Source organism: Stenotrophomonas sp. STEN008 (assembly GCF_056760435.1).
On sequence record NZ_JBRRET010000005.1, the window covers coordinates 131503 to 148503 of the forward strand.

A 17001-nucleotide genomic window follows, 5' to 3' on the forward strand; every position below is an offset into this window, starting at 1 on the left:
CCGCTGACCGGAGTGCAGCGCGCCGCCGTGCTGCTGCTGTCGCTGGGTGAACTGGACGCGGCCGAAGTGCTGCGTCACATGGAACCCAAGGAAGTCCAGAAGATCGGCATCGCGATGGCCACCATGTCCGACATCACCCGCGAACAGGTGGAACGGGTGATGGACCAGTTCGGCCAGGAGCTGGGCTCCAAGACCTCGCTGGGCGTGGGGTCGGACGACTACATCCGCAACATGCTGGTGCAGGCACTGGGCAGCGAGAAGGCCGGCAACCTGATCGATCGCATCCTGCTGGGCCGCAACACCACCGGCCTGGATGCGCTGAAGTGGATGGATCCGCGTGCGGTCGCCGACCTGGTCCGCAACGAGCACCCGCAGATCATCGCCATCGTCATGGCCCACCTGGAAACCGACCAGGCCGCCGATGCGCTGAAACTGCTGCCCGACCGCACCCGCGTGGACGTGCTGCTGCGCATCGCCACCCTCGATGGCATTCCGCCGAACGCACTCAATGAACTCAACGAGATCATGGAGCGCCAGTTCGCCGGCAACCAGAACCTGAAGTCATCCAACATCGGCGGCGTGCAGTGCGCGGCCAACATCCTCAACTTCATGGACAGCGGCCAGGACCAGGCGATCCTGGGCGAGATCGCACGCATCGACGCGCCCTTGAGTGGCCGCATCCAGGACCTGATGTTCGTGTTCGACGACCTGGTGGATCTGGACGACCGCGAGATGCAGCTGGTGCTGCGCGAAGTCAGCGGCGAGCGGCTGGGACTGGCCCTGCGCGGCGCCGACATCAAGGTCCGCGACAAGATCACCCGCAACATGTCCCAGCGTGCCGCCGAGATCCTGCTGGAGGACATGGAGGCCCGTGGGCCGGTGCGTCTGTCCGACGTGGAAGGCGCGCAGCGCGAGATCCTGGCCATCGTCAAGCGCATGGCCGATGAAGGCACCATCACCATCGGCGGCAGCGCGGAGGCCATGCTGTGAGCACGGTCGTGCGCTGGCTCGCCCCTGACCTGCTGGCCCAGCCGGAACCCGTGCTGGAACAGGAGGACGCGTCCGGGCACGCCGGGCCGGATCCGGAGCACGAGCCGGAACCGCCGCTGCAGTTGCCGACCCTGGAAGAGATACAGGCCATCCAGGACAGTGCCGAGAAGGAAGGCTTCCAGCACGGCCATGCGGAGGGCTATGGCCAGGGCCAGGCCGAGGTGCGCCGGCTTGCCGCGCAGATCGAGGGCATCCTGGACAACTTCAGCCGCCCGCTGGTCCGCCTGGAGAACGAGGTGGTCGGTGCGCTGGGAGAGCTGGCGGTCCGCATCGCCGGTGCCCTGGTCGGTCGCGCCTACGAGGCCGAACCGGCGCTGCTGGCACAGCTGGTCGGCGAAGCCATCGATGCGGTCGGCGGCAGCACGCGCGAAGTGGAAGTGCGCCTGCACCCGGACGACATCGCTGCCCTCGCCCCCTTGCTCACCCTGCCACCGCAGCAGCGGCTGGTTGCCGACACCAGCCTCAGCCGCGGCGACCTGCGCGTGCATGCCGAGGCCGTGCGCATCGACGGCACTCTCGAAGCCCGCCTGCGTGGCGCGCTGGACGCAGTGATCCGCCAGACCGGAGCGAACGCATGACGGCCGAAACGCCACTGCCGCCGCCTGCGGCCGACTGGGCCCTGGCCCGCAATCTACGCTTGGCCCGTCGCCTGGACGGGCTGCGCGTGGACACCGCACACGGCCGTGGCCTGATCCGCGAAGGCGTGCTGCGCCGCGCGGTCGGGCTGACCCTGGAAGCGGTCGGCTGCGAAGCACCGCTGGGGGCCAGCTGCAAGGTCGAAGTGGTCGACGGTGGCTGGGTGGATGCCGAAGTGGTCGGCTTCGCCGGTGAGCGCACCTACCTGATGCCCAGCGCCGAACTGCATGGCCTGTTGCCCAACGCGCGGGTCGTGCCATCGGCACGGCGCGGCGGCGTGGAAGTGGGCGAAGGCCTGCTCGGCCGGGTGATCGACAGCGATGGCGTGCCGCTGGACGGCAAGGGCCCGATCCGTGCCGAAGGCCACGTCGGCATGGCCGGTGTGTCGATCAATCCACTCGCGCGCGAGCCGATCACCCAGCCACTGGATGTGGGCGTGCGCGCCATCAACGCACTGCTGCCGATCGGCCGTGGCCAGCGTGTCGGCCTGTTCGCCGGCTCCGGCGTCGGCAAATCGACACTGCTGGGCATGATGACCCGCTACACCGCTGCCGACGTCATCGTGGTCGGGCTGATCGGCGAACGCGGCCGCGAAGTGCGCGATTTCGTCGAAACCACGCTGGGCGAGGAAGGCCTGCGCCGCGCGGTGGTGGTCGCCAGCCCGGCCGACCGGCCACCGCTGGCGCGCCTGCATGGCGCCTACCGTGCAACCGCCATTGCCGAATGGTTCCGCGACCAGGGCCTGAACGTCCTGCTGCTGATGGACTCGCTGACCCGCTTCGCGCAGGCACAGCGCGAGATCGGCCTGTCGGTGGGCGAACCGCCGACCACGCGCGGCTACCCGCCGTCGGTGTTCGCCAAGCTGCCCGCGCTGGTCGAACGCGCCGGCAACGGCGCCAAGGGGCGCGGCTCCATCACCGCGTTCTACACCGTGCTGACCGAAGGCGACGATCCGCAGGATCCGATCGCAGACGCCGCACGCGCGATCCTCGACGGCCACATCCTGCTGTCGCGCCGGGTCGCGGACAGCGGCCTGTACCCGGCCATCGACGTGGAATCGTCCGTCAGCCGCGTGGTCACGGAAATCGCCGACGAACCGTGGCGCCTGCGCATCCGCAAGCTCAAGCGGCTGGTGTCGGCCTACTCGGCCAACCGCGACCTGATCGCCATCGGCGCCTACCAGCGCGGCAACGACGCAGCCACCGACGAAGCCCTGGAACGCTGGCCGGAAATCATGGAATTCCTGGGACAGGACGTGGCCAAGGCCGCGGATCTCCCGCACAGCCAGGCGGCGCTGCAGCGCCTGGTGGAAAACGAGGTGTAAGCGATGAACCAGTCCAAGCGTATCGACCCTCTGCTGAGGCGGGCACAGGAACATGAAGATGCGGTCGCCCGCGACCTGGCCGAGCGCCAGCGCCTTCTCGACACTCACCTGTCGCGTCTGGACGAACTGCGACGTTATGCCGAGGAGTACGCCAACGCACAGATGGCCGCGACCAGTCCCGCCCAGCTGTTGAACCGGCGTGCGTTCCTTGACCGCCTCGACAGTGCGGTGGAGCAACAGCAGCGCACCGTCGACGGCAACCGCGAGAAGGTCGAAGCCGAACGCGCGCGCCTGATCCTGGCCAGCCGCGACAAGGCGGTACTGGAGCAGCTGGCCGCCAGCTATCGCGCACAGGAAAAGGTGGTGACAGACCGCCGCGACCAGCGCGAGATGGATGACATCGGCGCGCGCCGCTCCCGCCTGGCGCAGGCCGAGGACCAGGACGGCGCAGACACCGGAGGCCGTTCGTGACGCCCGCCGCGCTTTCGGGCAGCAGCACGACGGCCACTCCGCCCGGCGTGGGCAGCAGCCCGTCGCGCACGGCACGCAGCGAAGGCGGCAAGGACTTCGGTCAGCTGCTGCAGGGCGGTGCGACCGTCCCGCCCGCGGACAGCCCCGCGCCGACCGGCGTTGCGGCCACCGGCAGCGATGACGCCGCCAGCGTGCGGCCCCCCGCCAGCGAGCAGGCTACGGGCGAGGCCGCTGCGCCACCGGCCGGCAAGGCTGCGACCGACCAGGACGCGACGACGGAAACCGACGAAGCGCCCTGGCCTCCATTTGGACTGGCCGGGCTGGTGCTGGCCACCCCACTGCCCGCCGACCCTGCGGCCAGCGTCCCACCGTCCGCAACGGGCACAGCGCCTCCGGCCCTGGCGGCGACCACCGCCCCCCCATCGCCGGTTGCCGCGTCGCCTGCCGCCGTGGTGCAGTCACCCGCCACGGGCGTCGATGGTGAGGACGGCGCACTGTCCCTGCCTGTGCTGCCGACGGGCGACGCCGCGCTGGAGCGCAGCGGTGACACCGACAGCACGTTGCAGGGTGATCGTGCCCCGCCTGCACCCCTGCAGGCGCCCCTGCCCGCCGCACTGCAGGATCTGAAGGCGGCGCTGTCCAGCAACGCGGTCTTCAACGGTGAACCGACGCCGAAGCCGGTGCTTGGCGACGATGGATTCGACCAGGCCATTGGCGCCCGCCTGGGCTGGCTGGCCGACCAGAAGATCGGCCACGCCCACATCCGACTGAGCCCGGACGATCTGGGGCCGGTGGACGTACGCCTGCAGCTCAACGGTGACAAGGTCCACGCCAGTTTCAGCAGCCCGCACGTGGATGTCCGCCAGGCGCTGGAAAGCAGCCTGCCACGCCTGCGTGAACTGCTGGGCGAACAAGGCTTCCAGCTGGCCCACGCCGATGTCGGCCATCAGTCGGGCGGCGGTGGCGCACCTGCCGGCCAGGCCGGGCAGGAGGCAGGTCGGGGTGACGGAGAACCGACGCGGGGTGATGCCAGCCTGCCGGCCACCCCGTTGATCCGCCAGCGTGGCCTGCTGGACGCCTACGCCTGACAGGTGTGCCAACCAAGGTTGGCACCCACCAGAGCGGAGCGGTTGGCACCCACCAGAGCGGAGCGGCTGGCACCCATCAGAGCGATGTGGTTGGCACCTGCCAGCATCGCGTTGGTGGGTGCGGAGCTTGCTCCGCACGGCCCCACCGGCACCCCGACGGAATTCCGTCGCACCCTGTTCCCGGTGCATCGGCACACCCCTTGCATATCCCGGTGAAGCAACCCTCAGGAGCTTCACCTCGTGGCCGCAGCCGCTGACAAAACCAAGAAGAACGTCGAAAAGGACAAGGCCCGCACGCCGCGCAGTCCGATCCTGATCACCGCGCTGGTGGCCGTACTGGCTGCCGCTGCCGCCGGTGGCGGCGTGTGGTTCTTCACCCAGTCCACGCAGGAAGAAAAGACCAGCCAGGCGCCGAAGAAGAAGAACGCCACGCCGGCACCGGCGCAGTACTTCGCGCTGGAGCCCGCGTTCGTGGTCAACCTCAATGGTCCCATCGACGGCCCGCGCTACCTGCAGCTGGAAGTGCAGCTGATGACCCGTGATCCGGCCGCGCTGGAGGCCATCAAGACCCACGCCCCGGCCCTGCGTGCACGACTGCTGATGCTGTTCTCGCAGGTCGAGCCGGCACAGATCGCCGATATCGCCGGCAAGAAGAAGCTGCAGGCCGATTCGCTGGCCGAGGTGCAGAAGGTGCTCAAGGCCGAGACCGGCAGCAATGGTGCCGACGATCTGCTGTTCACCAGCTTCGTGACCCAGTAAGGGCCCACCGATGAATGATCTGCTGTCCCAGGACGAGATCGATGCCCTGCTCCACGGCGTGGACAGCGGCGCGGTCGAGACCGACCCGGAGCCGCCCTCCGGCGAAGCGCGTTCATACGACTTCGCCAGCCAGGACCGCATCATCCGCGGCCGTATGCCGACGCTGGAAATGGTCCACGAGCGCTTTGCGCGCCTGTGGCGCATCGGCCTGTTCAACCTGATCCGGCGCTCGGCCGAACTGTCGGTGCGCGGCATCGAGCTGATCAAGTTCAACGACTACATGCATTCGCTGTATGTGCCGACCAACCTGAACCTGATCCGTTTCAAGCCACTGCGCGGCACCGGCCTGATCGTGTTCGAGCCGACCCTGGTGTTCGCCATCGTCGACAACTTCTTCGGCGGCGACGGGCGCTACCCCACCCGGATCGAAGGCCGCGAGTTCACCGCCACCGAGATGCGCGTGATCCATCTGCTGCTGAAGCAGACCTTCGCCGACCTGCGCGAAGCGTGGGCACCGGTGATGGACGTGGAATTCGAGTACATCAACTCGGAGATCAACCCGCACTTCGCCAACATCGTGACCCCGCGCGAATACGTGGTGGTGTGCCGCCTGCATGTCGAGCTCGACGGCGGTGGCGGCGACATCCACGTCACCCTGCCGTACTCGATGCTCGAACCGATCCGGGAGCTGCTCGATGCCGGCATCCAGAGCGATCGCAACGACCGCGACGAAAGCTGGGGCCAGACCCTGCGCGAGCAGCTCAACATCGCCGAAGTGACCCTGTCCAGCGTGCTGGCCAGCAAGCGCATGACCCTGCGTGACCTGACCCGGTTGAAGGTCGGCGACATCCTGCCGATCGAGCTGAGCCCGCAGGTGCCGCTGTGCGTGGAGAACATCCCGGTGTTCACCGGCGAATTCGGCATCGCCAACGGCATGAATGCCGTGAAGATCACTGCTACCCATCCGCCGGGCACCCGCCCGCGCGTACCCGTCATCCAGGAAGACCCGCAATGAACGATACCGACGCCCTCGAACCGACTCCGGCCCAGTTCGGCACCCTGCACGCCGACGAGGCCTCCGGGGTCGATCTGAATCTGGACGTGATCCTCGACGTGCCGGTGACCCTGTCGCTGGAAGTCGGCCGCGCCCGCCTGCCGATCCGCAACCTGCTGCAGCTCAACCAGGGTTCGGTGGTGGAGCTGGAGCGTGGCGCCGGTGAATCGCTCGACGTATTCGTCAACGGCACCCTGATCGCGCATGGCGAGGTCGTGGTGATCAATGACCGCTTCGGCGTGCGCCTGACCGATGTGGTCAGCCCGAGCGAACGCATCCGGAGACTGCGTTGAGCCTGCTGGCGTCCACCCTGCTGGGCGTCGGCAAGGCCGCCGCCCCGGTCGGCCAGCACGCGGCCTCGGCACCGGGCCTGTTCGGCGCGGTGCTGGCGCTGCTGGCCGTGCTGGCCCTGGTGGTCGGCCTGGGCTGGCTGCTGAAGCGCCTGCCCGGCAGCGGCTTCCGCCCGGCCGACGGCATGAAGCTGGTGGCCAGCCTCAGCGTCGGCGCCAAGGAACGCGTCGTGGTGGTGGAGGTCAACGGCCAACAACTGCTGCTGGGCGTCACCGCCGGCAGCATCAACGCCCTGCACACCCTTTCCGAACCGCTGCCGCCGCCCGCGCCGGTGCGCGTGCCGGACCTGAAGAACCTGCCGAATTTCGCCCAGCTGCTGCAGCAGCGGCTGCGCAAGGACCCCTGACATGCGTGTCATCCGTACCCGTCCAGCTACCCTGATCGCGTGGCTGCTGCTGATTGCCCTGTGCCTGCTGCCCGCGCTCGCCTTTGCCGCGCCGGGCGCTGCTCCGACCACGCCACTGCCGGATGTCAACGTGGGCAGGATCGGTGGCCAGCCGGTCAGCCTGCCGCTGCAGACACTGCTGCTGATGACGGCGATCACCCTGATCCCGTCGATGCTGCTGGTGCTGACCTCGTTCACCCGCATCATCATCGTGCTGGGCCTGCTGCGGCAGGCACTGGGCACCGGCCAGACCCCGTCCAACCAGGTGCTGCTGGGCCTGGCCCTGTTCCTCACCGCGATGGTGATGATGCCGACCTGGGACAAGGCGTGGAGCAGCGGAATGGCGCCCTACCTCAACGGCCAGATCGACTTCCAGACCGCGTGGACACTGACCACCCAGCCGCTGCGCGGCTTCATGCTGGCGCAGATCCGCGAGACCGACCTGATGACCTTCGCCGGCATCGCCGGGCACGGCACCTACGCCAGCCCGGATGCGATCCCGTTCCCGGTCCTGGTCGCCTCGTTCGTGACCAGCGAACTGAAGACCGCCTTCGAGATCGGTTTCCTGATCTTCATCCCGTTCGTGATCATCGATCTGGTCGTGGCCAGCGTGCTGATGTCGATGGGCATGATGATGCTGTCACCGATGCTGGTCTCGGCACCGTTCAAGATCCTGCTGTTCGTGCTCGTCGACGGCTGGGTGCTGACGGTGGGAACGCTGGCGGCCAGCTTCAATCCGGCGTGACCCGGACCGGCGTGATTGCAGGGGCCGCCAGCCATTGCCGGCGGCCGCATTGACCACCGCCGGGCAGGACCCGGCGCTACCGATGGAAAGACGATGTCTCCCGAACTTGCCCTGACCGAACTGCGTGGCGGCCTGATTGCCGTACTGTGGGTGGCTGGCCCGCTGCTGCTGACCGTACTGGTGGTAGGTGTGGTGGTCGGTGTCGTGCAGGCCGCGACCCAGCTCAATGAGCCCACCATCGCCTTCGTCGCCAAGGCGGCAGCGTTGACCGCCGTGCTGTTCGCCCTGGGCAGCCTGCTGATCGGCCATCTGGTCGAATACACCACGCTGCTGTTCCAGCGCATTCCGCACCTGATCGGCTAGGACGCGCACCGCGATGGATGCCGCCACCCAGATGGCTGCCGACGGCCTGCAGGCCTTCGGCATGATCGGCACCGTGCTGTGGACGATGCTGCGCATCGGCGCGGTAGCCATGGCCATGCCCATGGTCGGCACCCGTGCGGTGCCGGCGCGGATCCGCGTGGTACTGGCCGGTACCCTCGCCATCGCGCTCGCCCCGCTGCTGCCGCCCGTGCCGGAGTGGACCGGCTTCGATGCGGCCACCGTGCTGACCATCGCCCGTGAGCTGGCCATCGGCGTGGCCATCGGCTTCCTGCTGCGGCTGGTGTTCGAAGCTGGCGCGATGGCCGGCGAACTGGTGGCACAGGGCACCGGCCTGGCGTTCGCGCAGATGAGCGACCCCCTGCGCGGCGGCACCTCCGGCGTGATCGGGCAGTGGTTCTACCTGTTGTTCGGCCTGCTGTTCTTCACCGCGAACGGCCACCTCGCGCTGATCTCGCTGGTCGTGGACAGCTACCGGGCACTGCCGATCGGTGCGCCGCTGCCCGATCCGCACGCGTTCTTCAGCATCGCCCCGACGTTCCTGCTGACCGTGCTGCGCGGTGCGTTGACACTGGCCATTCCGTTGACGGTGGCGATGCTGGCGGTGAACCTGGCGTTCGGCGTGCTCGCCCGTGCGGCACCTGCGCTCAATCCGATCCAGCTCGGGCTGCCGGTGTCGCTGCTGCTGGGCCTGTTCCTGCTGGTCCTGCTGGCCGGCGAAATGGGGCCGCCGGTGCAACGACTGTTCGATGCGGCGTTCCAGGCTGCGGATGCGGTCACACACTGACGCTTCCATCACGCTTTGCTGCTTGCCGTCCCCCGGGGGACGCGCGTTAGAGTGAATACGCGGCAACCGGGGGGATGCCGCACCTGGCGGCCGCTTCTGGCTGCCTGCCACATGCATGCCCCACCGTAGTTTCCGTCGACAGGCAGGTCCGGGAGACTGACGAATGCTGGTAGGCACGTACAACGCATGGCTGGTGGCAGTCTCGCTGTTGGTGGCCGTGATGGCTTCCTACACGGCATTGGCGATGGCCGGACGCACGGTCACGGCACCCGGCAGGGGCGCGACCTGGTGGTGGCGGCTCGGTGGCGGCTTCGCGATGGGCCTGGGCATCTGGTCGATGCACTTCATCGGCATGCTGGCCTTCGACCTGCCCATTCCGCTGGGCTACGACCTGCCGATCACCCTGCTGTCGCTCGCCCTGGCCATCGCCTCGTCGGTGTTCGCGCTCTGGCTGGTCTCGCTGCCCACCCTGCCACATCCACGCCTGGCAGGGGGCGCCTTGCTGATGGGCACCGGCATCGCCGGCATGCATTACGTCGGCATGGCCGCGATGCGCATGCAACCCGGCATCGACTACCACACGGGCTGGCTGCTGCTGTCGCTGCTGGTTGCGGTCGCTGCATCCTGGACCGCCCTCTACGTCGCCTTCCGCCTGCGCGCGCAGCGCACCCGGGTCGGTGACCGGCTGGCCGCCGCCGCCCTGCTCGGTCTGGCCATCGTGGGCATGCACTACACCGGCATGGCCGCCGCACGCTTTCCACAGGGCAGCATCTGCGGCGCTGCGGTGGGCGATGGCCTGCAGAGCACCTGGCTGGCGATGCTGGTGGTGGTGCTGACCGTCGCGATCCTGGCGGTGGTGCTGGTGGTGTCCTGGCTGGACCAGCGGGTGGAAGCGCAGCTGCTGCGCCTTCGCAACGCGATGCTGAGCACCTCGCTGACGGATGCGCAGGAGGAATTGACCCAGGCCGCGCTGCACGACCCCTTGACCCGCCTTCCGAACCGGCTGCTGCTGCAACGGCGCATCGTGCAGTCACTGGCCGAAGCCGAACAGGGCGGCAGCCGCTTCGCGGTGATGTTCATGGACCTGGATGGCTTCAAGCAGGTCAACGATGCCTATGGCCACCAGGCCGGCGATGCCCTGCTGGTGGCCGTCGCCGAGCGCACCCGCCAGCTGCTGCGGCCGAACGACCTGCTGGCGCGGCTGGGCGGCGACGAGTTCGTGCTGGTGGTGCGCATCGACCATGACGAGGATCTACCGACCCTGGCCCGGCGCATCCTGCAGGCGGTGGGAAGCGGCCCGCTGCTGCCCGACAACGAACTGCAGGTGACTGCCAGCATCGGCATCGCCATCTGCCCCGACCACGCCGCCAGCGAACGCCAGCTGATGGCCTTCGCCGACGCTGCGATGTACCAGGCCAAGGAATCCGGCCGAAACTCCTTTGTCCTGTTCGCGGATTGGATGAACGACAGCGCCGAACAGCAGTTCCGCCTGCTGGCCGACCTGCGCCGGGCGATCGGCAGCGAACAGCTGTTCCTGCACTACCAGCCGAAGATCCGCGTGGCCACCCAGAAGGTCGCCGGCGCCGAGGCGCTGATCCGCTGGCGTCATCCGGAACAGGGCCTGATTCCACCGGATCGCTTCATCCGCCTGGCCGAGCGCAGCGGCGCGATCAACGAGATCGGCCGCTGGGCGCTGGACCAGGCGTGCCTGCAACTGCGGCACTGGCACGACGCCGGCCACGAGGGCTGGTCGATATCGGTCAACCTGTCGCCGGTCCAGTTCAGCTCGCCGCACCTGCTGCGCGATGTGCGCGACGTGATCGAGCGGCATCGCATCACGCCGCGCAACCTGGTGCTGGAGATCACCGAAAGCACCGTGATGCGCGACACCGACACCAGTTTGCGGCTGCTGCAGGCGTTGTCGGTGCTGGGGGTCGGCATCTCCATCGACGATTTCGGCACCGGCTATTCCAGTCTGCTGTACCTCAAGCGCCTGCCGGCCACCGAGATCAAGATCGACCACGCCTTCGTGCGCGATCTCGAACACAGCGCGGAGGACGTGGTGATCGTATCGGCGATCGTGGCGCTGGGCCATGCACTGGACATGGACATTGTTGCCGAGGGCGTGGAAACGGCTGCCCAGCGTGCCTACCTTGAGCGGCTGGGGTGCGATTACCTGCAGGGCTACCTGCTCGGCCGCCCGGTCGATGCGGGCCGTTTCATGCAACTGCACGACCTGCCGCGGCCACGGGTGGAGCTGGCGCAGACCCCGCCCCCACCGGCCCCGCCAGGGTAAGGTCGGACTCTCCGCGGCGGGCGGCCACCCACCGTATGATGGCCACGCGCCCGCCATTGCAAGGAACACCCCGTGACCTTACGCGCTCTTCTTGCTGGCCTGCTGCTGGCGCTCACCTGCACCGGCGTGGCCGCCAGCGATCTGCGGTGGTCACTGCCCCGCGATGCGCCGCCAGCACAGGTGGATACGGCACTGCAGGCGCTGGGTACGAAGCTGTTGCAGTCGGCAACGCTGACCGATGCACAGCGCTGCCATGCGCTGCTGGCCACGGGTCGCTACGCCGAGGCACGCACCATGATCGAGAAGCTGCGCGCGACGCTGGCCGCTGCCGGCGATGGCGCGGCGGCCCAGCGCTGGATGCCGATGCTGCTGGCAAGCACTGGCGCGCGGGATGCGGAAGCGTATTCGCGCGCCTTCCATTCGGCCTTTGCTGGCCTGGATGATGTTGCCGCCGTGCAGGCCGATGCAGCGCTTGCCTTGCCTCCCGCTGCGGTACAGGCGCAGCTGACGCAGGCGCTTGCGGCACAGGCCGATGCCGCCACCGTGCCGCAGTCAGCCGCGCTGGAGCTGGTGCGTCTGCAGGCTGTGTTGCGCGCGCAGACCCTGGCTGCGGCACTCGCCCCTGCACTGCTTGACGCAGAACAGCAACGCCGCTTCGTGATCGACAGCGGAGTGCGTATCCCCGTGGCCGAAGGGGTGGTGCTGTCCGCACAGCTGGCACGGCCCCGCAGCGCGTCCGCGCCGCTGCCGACGGCCATGCTGTTCACCATCTACACCGACCCGCCCAAGAACCGTCTGAAGATGCTGCTGGCCGCAGCCCACGGCTACGCCGGCATCGTGGTCGACGCACGCGGAAAAGGTCAGGGTACCGGCACCATCGCCCCCTACGAACACGACGGGGTGGACGCCAATGCCGCGATCGACTGGGTCAGCCGCCAGCCCTGGAGCGACGGTCGGGTCGCCATGTATGGCGGCAGCTATGAAGGATTCACCGCATGGGCGGCAGCGCGCCATCACCATCCGGCACTGAAGACCATCGTGCCCTACGTGGCTGCCATTCCGGGCCAGGGCCTGCCGATGGAGAACAACGTATTCCTCAGCGCCAACTACGGCTGGGCCTTCTACGTGGCCAATGGCCCGATGCTGGATACCGACACCTATGGGCAGCAGGACCGGTGGTCACAGCTGCCCGGCCGCTGGTATGCCTCCGGCCGGCCGTACCGGCAGATCGACCAGATCGACGGCACCCCCAATCGCTGGCTGCAGCGCTGGCTCGCCCACCCGGCCTATGATGGTTACTGGCAGGCCATGGTGCCGTACGCCGAAGACTTCAGGGACATCCGCATTCCGGTGCTGACCATTACCGGCTACTACGACGACGGCCAGATTTCCGCGTTGCAGTACTTCACCGATCACATGCGCTACCGGCCGGACGCCGATCATGTCCTGCTGATCGGGCCGTATGACCACGGCGGTGCCCAGGCCGCCAGCAAGCCGATGCAGCTGCGCGGCTACACGGTGGACCCGGTCGCGCAGTTCGATACGCCTGCGCTGACCTTCCAGTGGCTGGACCACGTACTTCGCGGTGCCCCGCGCCCGGCGCTTCTGGCCGACCAGGTCAACTTCCAGCTGATGGGCAGCAACACCTGGGGGCATGCAGCCACCCTTGATGCCGCTGCGGGCGGCCACCGCACGTACTACCTGTCGGCAGCCGCTGAGGGCGACCATCACCCGTTGCAGGAACAGCGGCCAACGCCGGGAACACTGCGGCAGACGGTGGACCTCGCTGACCGCACGGAGGTCCGGCATGGCTACTATCCGTTCCCGATCGTGGCCGCCGGGGACGAGTCGGACACGGCACTGACCTTCCTCTCCGAGCCCTTCCCAGCACCGATGGACCTGATCGGACGCTTCTCGGGCGATCTGAAGGTCCGCATCAACAAGCGCGACATGGACTTCACGGTCACCCTGTACGAGCTGCTGCCCGATGGGCGCCGGATGCAGCTGTCCTACTACGTCGGCCGGGCCAGCCACGTACGCGACCCGACCACGCGGCAGCTGCTGGTGCCGGGGCGATGGACCGACCTGCCCTTCGATCGCACCCGCATGGTCGCCCGCCGTGTGGGCGCGGGCAGCCGGCTGCTGGTGAAGGTGGACGTGCTCAAGGACGCCATGCACCAGGTGAACCACGGCACCGGACGCGATGTCAGCGACGAGTCAGCCGCCGATGCCGGTGAGCCCCTGCAGGTGGACTGGCACAGCGACAGCACGCTGAGCATCCCGCTGCGGCCGGCCCTGCCCGGCTAGCGTCGGGCGTTGCCCCGGCGGTGAACCACACGCCGCGGAACAGTTCTTGCAGGCAGCCCGGCATCCCCTGCCGCAGTGCCCGTGATGTCCGAGAACGAATCCGCCGGCGAAAAGACCGAACAACCCACCGAAAAACGCCTGCGCGAGGCCCGGGAACAGGGCAACCTGCCGCGTTCCCGCGAACTGGGGACCGCCGCGGTGTTCGGTGGCGGCGTGCTGGCGGTGATGGCCATGGGCGGCTCGATCGGCCGTGGTGCCACGCAATGGATGAAACAGGCGTTGAGTCCCGAGCAGGGGCTGCGGCAGAACCCGAAGGAACTGTTCGGCCACTTTGGCGACCTGCTGCTGCAGTTCATGCTGGTGATCACCCCGCTGGTGCTGGTCTGCCTGCTGGCCAGCTTCGTCGCCCCGCTGGTGATGGGCGGATTGCGCTGGTCGGCCAAAGCGATGATGCCCGACATCAATCGGCTGAACCCGCTGACCGGCCTCAAACGTCTGTACGGGCCGGAAGCCATCGCTGAATTCACCAAGTCACTGCTGCGCGTGGCGTTCGTGGGCGTCGCCGCCGGACTGGTGGTGTGGGGCGGCTTCGACACCCTGCGCGGGTTGATCCACCACCCACTGGAAACCGCCATCACCGATGGCCTGGGCTTCACCCTGCGACTGCTGCTGGCCACCGCCGGGGCAATGCTGGTGCTGGCGGCGATCGACGCGCCGTACCAGCGCTGGAACTGGATGCGCAAGCTGAAGATGACCCGCGAGGAACTGCGGCGGGAAATGAAGGAAAGCGAAGGCAGCCCGGAGGTGAAGGGCCGCATCCGCCAGCTGCAGCAGCAGATGGCCAACCGCCGGATGATGGAAGCGGTGCCCACCGCGGACGTGGTGGTGGTCAACCCGACCCACTACGCCGTGGCCCTGAAGTACGAGGGCGGCGCCATGAACGCGCCCACCGTGGTGGCGCTGGGCGTGGACGAGACCGCCCTGCGCATCCGTGAAGTCGCCGATGGCAACAAGGTCGCCATCGTCTCCGCCCCGCCTTTGGCACGCGCCTTGTATCGGGAAGGCCAACTCGGAAAGGAAATCCCCGTGAGACTGTATTCGGCCGTGGCCCAGGTCCTGTCCTACGTCTACCAGCTGCGCGCCTGGCGCACCGGCCCGATGCCGGGCGCCCCGCACATCGAGGTGGATGAATTCGGCAAGGGAGGCCGGGCATGAGCGCGCAGGCCTCGTCCGGATTCAACACCCGCCGGCTGCTGGAGATGATCCGCCAAGGCCTCGGCGCACCGCTGATCGTGCTGGCGCTGCTGGCGATGGTGGTGGTGCCGCTGGCGGCGCCCGTGCTCGATGCGCTGTTCACCTTCAACATCGCCATCTCGCTGATGGTGCTGTTGGCGGTGGTGTACGTGAAGCGCCCGCTGGATTTCACCATCTTCCCGATCGTGCTGCTGGTCACCACCATGCTGCGGCTGGCACTGAACGTGGCCTCCACCCGCGTCATCCTGCTCAATGGCCAGAACGGCCACGACGCGGCTGGCAAGGTCATCGCCGCGTTCGGTGAATTCGTGATCGGCGGCAACTATGCGGTCGGCATCGTGGTGTTCGCCATCCTGACCATCATCAACTTCGTGGTCATCACCAAGGGCGCCGGCCGTGTCTCGGAAGTGACCGCGCGCTTCATCCTCGACGCCATGCCCGGCAAGCAGATGGCCATCGATGCCGATCTCAACGCCGGCCTGCTGACGCGCGAAGAAGCCAAGCTGCGCCGCGAGGAGGTCCGCGAGGAAGCCGACTTCTATGGCGCGATGGACGGCGCCAGCAAGTTCATCCGGGGTGATGCGATTGCCGGCATCCTGATCCTGTTCATCAACATGCTCGGTGGCCTCGCCGTGGGCGTGCTGCAGCATGGCATGCCGTTCGGCGATGCCGCTGCGACCTACACCCTGCTGTCCATCGGTGACGGTCTGGTGGCGCAGCTGCCGGCCCTGCTGGTTTCCAGCGCAGTGGCGATGCTGGTCACCCGTGCCTCGCGCTCGCAGGACATGGCACAGGCGATGACCGGCCAGGTGTTCGGCCAGTACCGTGCCCTGGCCATCACGGCCGGCATCATCGGCCTGGTCGGCCTGGTGCCCGGCATGCCCAACGTCGCTTTCCTGACGCTTGCCTCCATTCTCGGCTTCATCGCCTGGAAGCTGTACCGGAAGGGACAGGCCCCGGCCCCGAGCGACGCTGCCGGCAGCGACCCCGGCGCGGTCAGTGCGCTGGGCCGACCGGCGGCGCCGGCCCCCACCGCGGAACTGAGCTGGGACGAACTGCGCCCGGTCGACCCGCTGGGGCTGGAGGTCGGTTACCGGCTGATTCCGCTGGTGGACAGCAATCAGGGCGGCGAACTCATGGCACGCATCAAGGGCGTGCGGCGCAAGCTGACCCAGGACGTGGGATTCCTGATTCCATCCGTGCACATCCGCGACAACCTGGAACTGCCGGCCAACGGCTACCGCGTGCTGGTACATGGCGTGCCGGTGGCAACCGCCGAGATCCATCCCGACCGCGAACTGGCGCTGGACCCCGGCAGTGCGCTCGGCCCGCTGGACGGCATCGCCGGCAAGGATCCCGCCTTCGGCCTGGACGCTACCTGGATCCAGCCGCACCAGCGCGCCCAGGCCGAAACCATGGGCTACACCGTGGTCGACCCGGCCACCGTGGTCGCCACCCATCTTTCCCACCTGATCCGCGAGCATGCGCCGGAGCTGCTGGGCCACGAAGAGGTGCAGCACCTGCTGGCCAACCTCGCCAAGAGCGCGCCCAAGCTCGTCGAAGATCTGACGCCCAAGGCGCTGCCGTTGTCGGCCGTGGTGCGGGTGCTGCAGAACCTGCTGGTGGAACGCATTCCGATCCGCCAGCTGCGCAAGATCGCCGAAGCACTGGTGGAGCACGCGCCGTCCAGCCAAGACCCGGCCACGCTCACCGCCGCAGTGCGCACCGCGCTCGGCCGCTTCATCGTGCAGGAGATCGCCGGAATGTCGGCGGAGCTGCCGGTGTTCACCCTCAACCCGCAATTGGAACGCGTCTTGCAGGAGTCCACGCAGGGCAACGGCGCCGCGCTGGAACCCGGGCTTGCCGAGCGACTGCATCAGAGTCTGGCCGAATGTGTCAGCAAGCAGGAAGCCCGCAACGAGCCCGCGGTCGTGCTGGTTCCCGGCCCGGTACGTGCCGCGTTGGCACGCCTGGTCCGTCACAGCGTTCCGTCGCTGTCGGTACTGGCGTACAGCGAAGTGCCGGAGGACAAGCGCCTGAAGCTGGTCGGAACGATCAGCTGACGCCGCCCACCGATGCGTCAGAAAACAGACACCACCTTCGAACCACCGCA

16 protein-coding genes are annotated in these 17001 nt (G+C 68.1%); all 16 read left to right on the plus strand.

Annotated elements, in window-relative coordinates; genetic code table 11:
- The first annotated feature begins 3 nt into the window (after positions 1 to 3).
- Positions 4 to 990 carry a flagellar motor switch protein FliG gene (fliG, locus tag ACVOME_RS04400; RefSeq protein WP_053519595.1) on the plus strand — a complete coding sequence of 329 codons (987 nt, stop codon included), beginning with the start codon at positions 4 to 6 and terminating at the stop codon, positions 988 to 990.
- Entirely contained in the window at positions 987 to 1628 is a 642-nt protein-coding gene (locus ACVOME_RS04405) for a FliH/SctL family protein (protein WP_053519596.1), read from the plus strand. Before fliG ends, ACVOME_RS04405 begins: the two co-directional genes overlap by 4 nt.
- The gene (locus ACVOME_RS04410) at positions 1625 to 3010 is read left to right on the plus strand and encodes a FliI/YscN family ATPase (RefSeq protein WP_053519597.1); all 1386 of its coding nucleotides are present in this window, start codon (positions 1625 to 1627) and stop codon (positions 3008 to 3010) included. Before ACVOME_RS04405 ends, ACVOME_RS04410 begins: the two co-directional genes overlap by 4 nt.
- A gap of 3 nt (positions 3011 to 3013) precedes the next feature.
- Complete coding sequence (fliJ, locus tag ACVOME_RS04415) at positions 3014 to 3481, plus strand: flagellar export protein FliJ (RefSeq protein ID WP_065183030.1); 468 nt, start codon at positions 3014 to 3016, stop codon at positions 3479 to 3481.
- Positions 3478 to 4569 (plus strand): flagellar hook-length control protein FliK, encoded by a 1092-nt coding sequence (locus ACVOME_RS04420; protein ID WP_481504780.1) that lies wholly within the window; start codon positions 3478 to 3480, stop codon positions 4567 to 4569. The genes fliJ and ACVOME_RS04420 overlap by 4 nt, the downstream gene beginning before the upstream one ends.
- A 240-nt stretch (positions 4570 to 4809) precedes the next feature.
- Positions 4810 to 5328, plus strand: coding sequence for a flagellar basal body-associated FliL family protein (locus ACVOME_RS04425; RefSeq protein ID WP_053519600.1), 519 nt, complete (start codon positions 4810 to 4812; stop codon positions 5326 to 5328).
- Positions 5329 to 5338: 10 nt separating this feature from the next.
- Positions 5339 to 6343 (plus strand): flagellar motor switch protein FliM, encoded by a 1005-nt coding sequence (gene fliM, locus ACVOME_RS04430; RefSeq protein WP_065176161.1) that lies wholly within the window; start codon positions 5339 to 5341, stop codon positions 6341 to 6343.
- Positions 6340 to 6675 (plus strand): flagellar motor switch protein FliN, encoded by a 336-nt coding sequence (fliN, locus tag ACVOME_RS04435; protein ID WP_053519602.1) that lies wholly within the window; start codon positions 6340 to 6342, stop codon positions 6673 to 6675. Before fliM ends, fliN begins: the two co-directional genes overlap by 4 nt.
- The gene (gene fliO, locus ACVOME_RS04440) at positions 6672 to 7079 is read left to right on the plus strand and encodes a flagellar biosynthetic protein FliO (RefSeq protein WP_053519603.1); all 408 of its coding nucleotides are present in this window, start codon (positions 6672 to 6674) and stop codon (positions 7077 to 7079) included. The genes fliN and fliO overlap by 4 nt, the downstream gene beginning before the upstream one ends.
- 1 nt (position 7080) lies before the next feature.
- Positions 7081 to 7863, plus strand: a complete 783-nt coding sequence (gene fliP, locus ACVOME_RS04445; protein ID WP_053519604.1) for a flagellar type III secretion system pore protein FliP — start codon at positions 7081 to 7083, stop codon at positions 7861 to 7863.
- Between the two features lie 93 nt (positions 7864 to 7956).
- Positions 7957 to 8226: a flagellar biosynthetic protein FliQ gene (locus ACVOME_RS04450; protein ID WP_053519605.1), complete on the plus strand. Its 270-nt coding sequence runs from the start codon at positions 7957 to 7959 to the stop codon at positions 8224 to 8226.
- A gap of 13 nt (positions 8227 to 8239) precedes the next feature.
- Entirely contained in the window at positions 8240 to 9031 is a 792-nt protein-coding gene (gene fliR, locus ACVOME_RS04455) for a flagellar biosynthetic protein FliR (protein WP_053519606.1), read from the plus strand.
- Positions 9032 to 9194: 163 nt separating this feature from the next.
- Positions 9195 to 11327, plus strand: a complete 2133-nt coding sequence (locus ACVOME_RS04460; protein ID WP_459040380.1) for a putative bifunctional diguanylate cyclase/phosphodiesterase — start codon at positions 9195 to 9197, stop codon at positions 11325 to 11327.
- Between the two features lie 72 nt (positions 11328 to 11399).
- Positions 11400 to 13634, plus strand: a complete 2235-nt coding sequence (locus ACVOME_RS04465) for a CocE/NonD family hydrolase (protein ID WP_481504781.1) — start codon at positions 11400 to 11402, stop codon at positions 13632 to 13634.
- Between the two features lie 84 nt (positions 13635 to 13718).
- Complete coding sequence (flhB, locus tag ACVOME_RS04470; protein ID WP_065176157.1) at positions 13719 to 14849, plus strand: flagellar biosynthesis protein FlhB; 1131 nt, start codon at positions 13719 to 13721, stop codon at positions 14847 to 14849.
- Positions 14846 to 16951 (plus strand): flagellar biosynthesis protein FlhA, encoded by a 2106-nt coding sequence (gene flhA, locus ACVOME_RS04475; RefSeq protein ID WP_065176156.1) that lies wholly within the window; start codon positions 14846 to 14848, stop codon positions 16949 to 16951. The genes flhB and flhA overlap by 4 nt, the downstream gene beginning before the upstream one ends.
- Positions 16952 to 17001 lie beyond the last annotated feature (50 nt).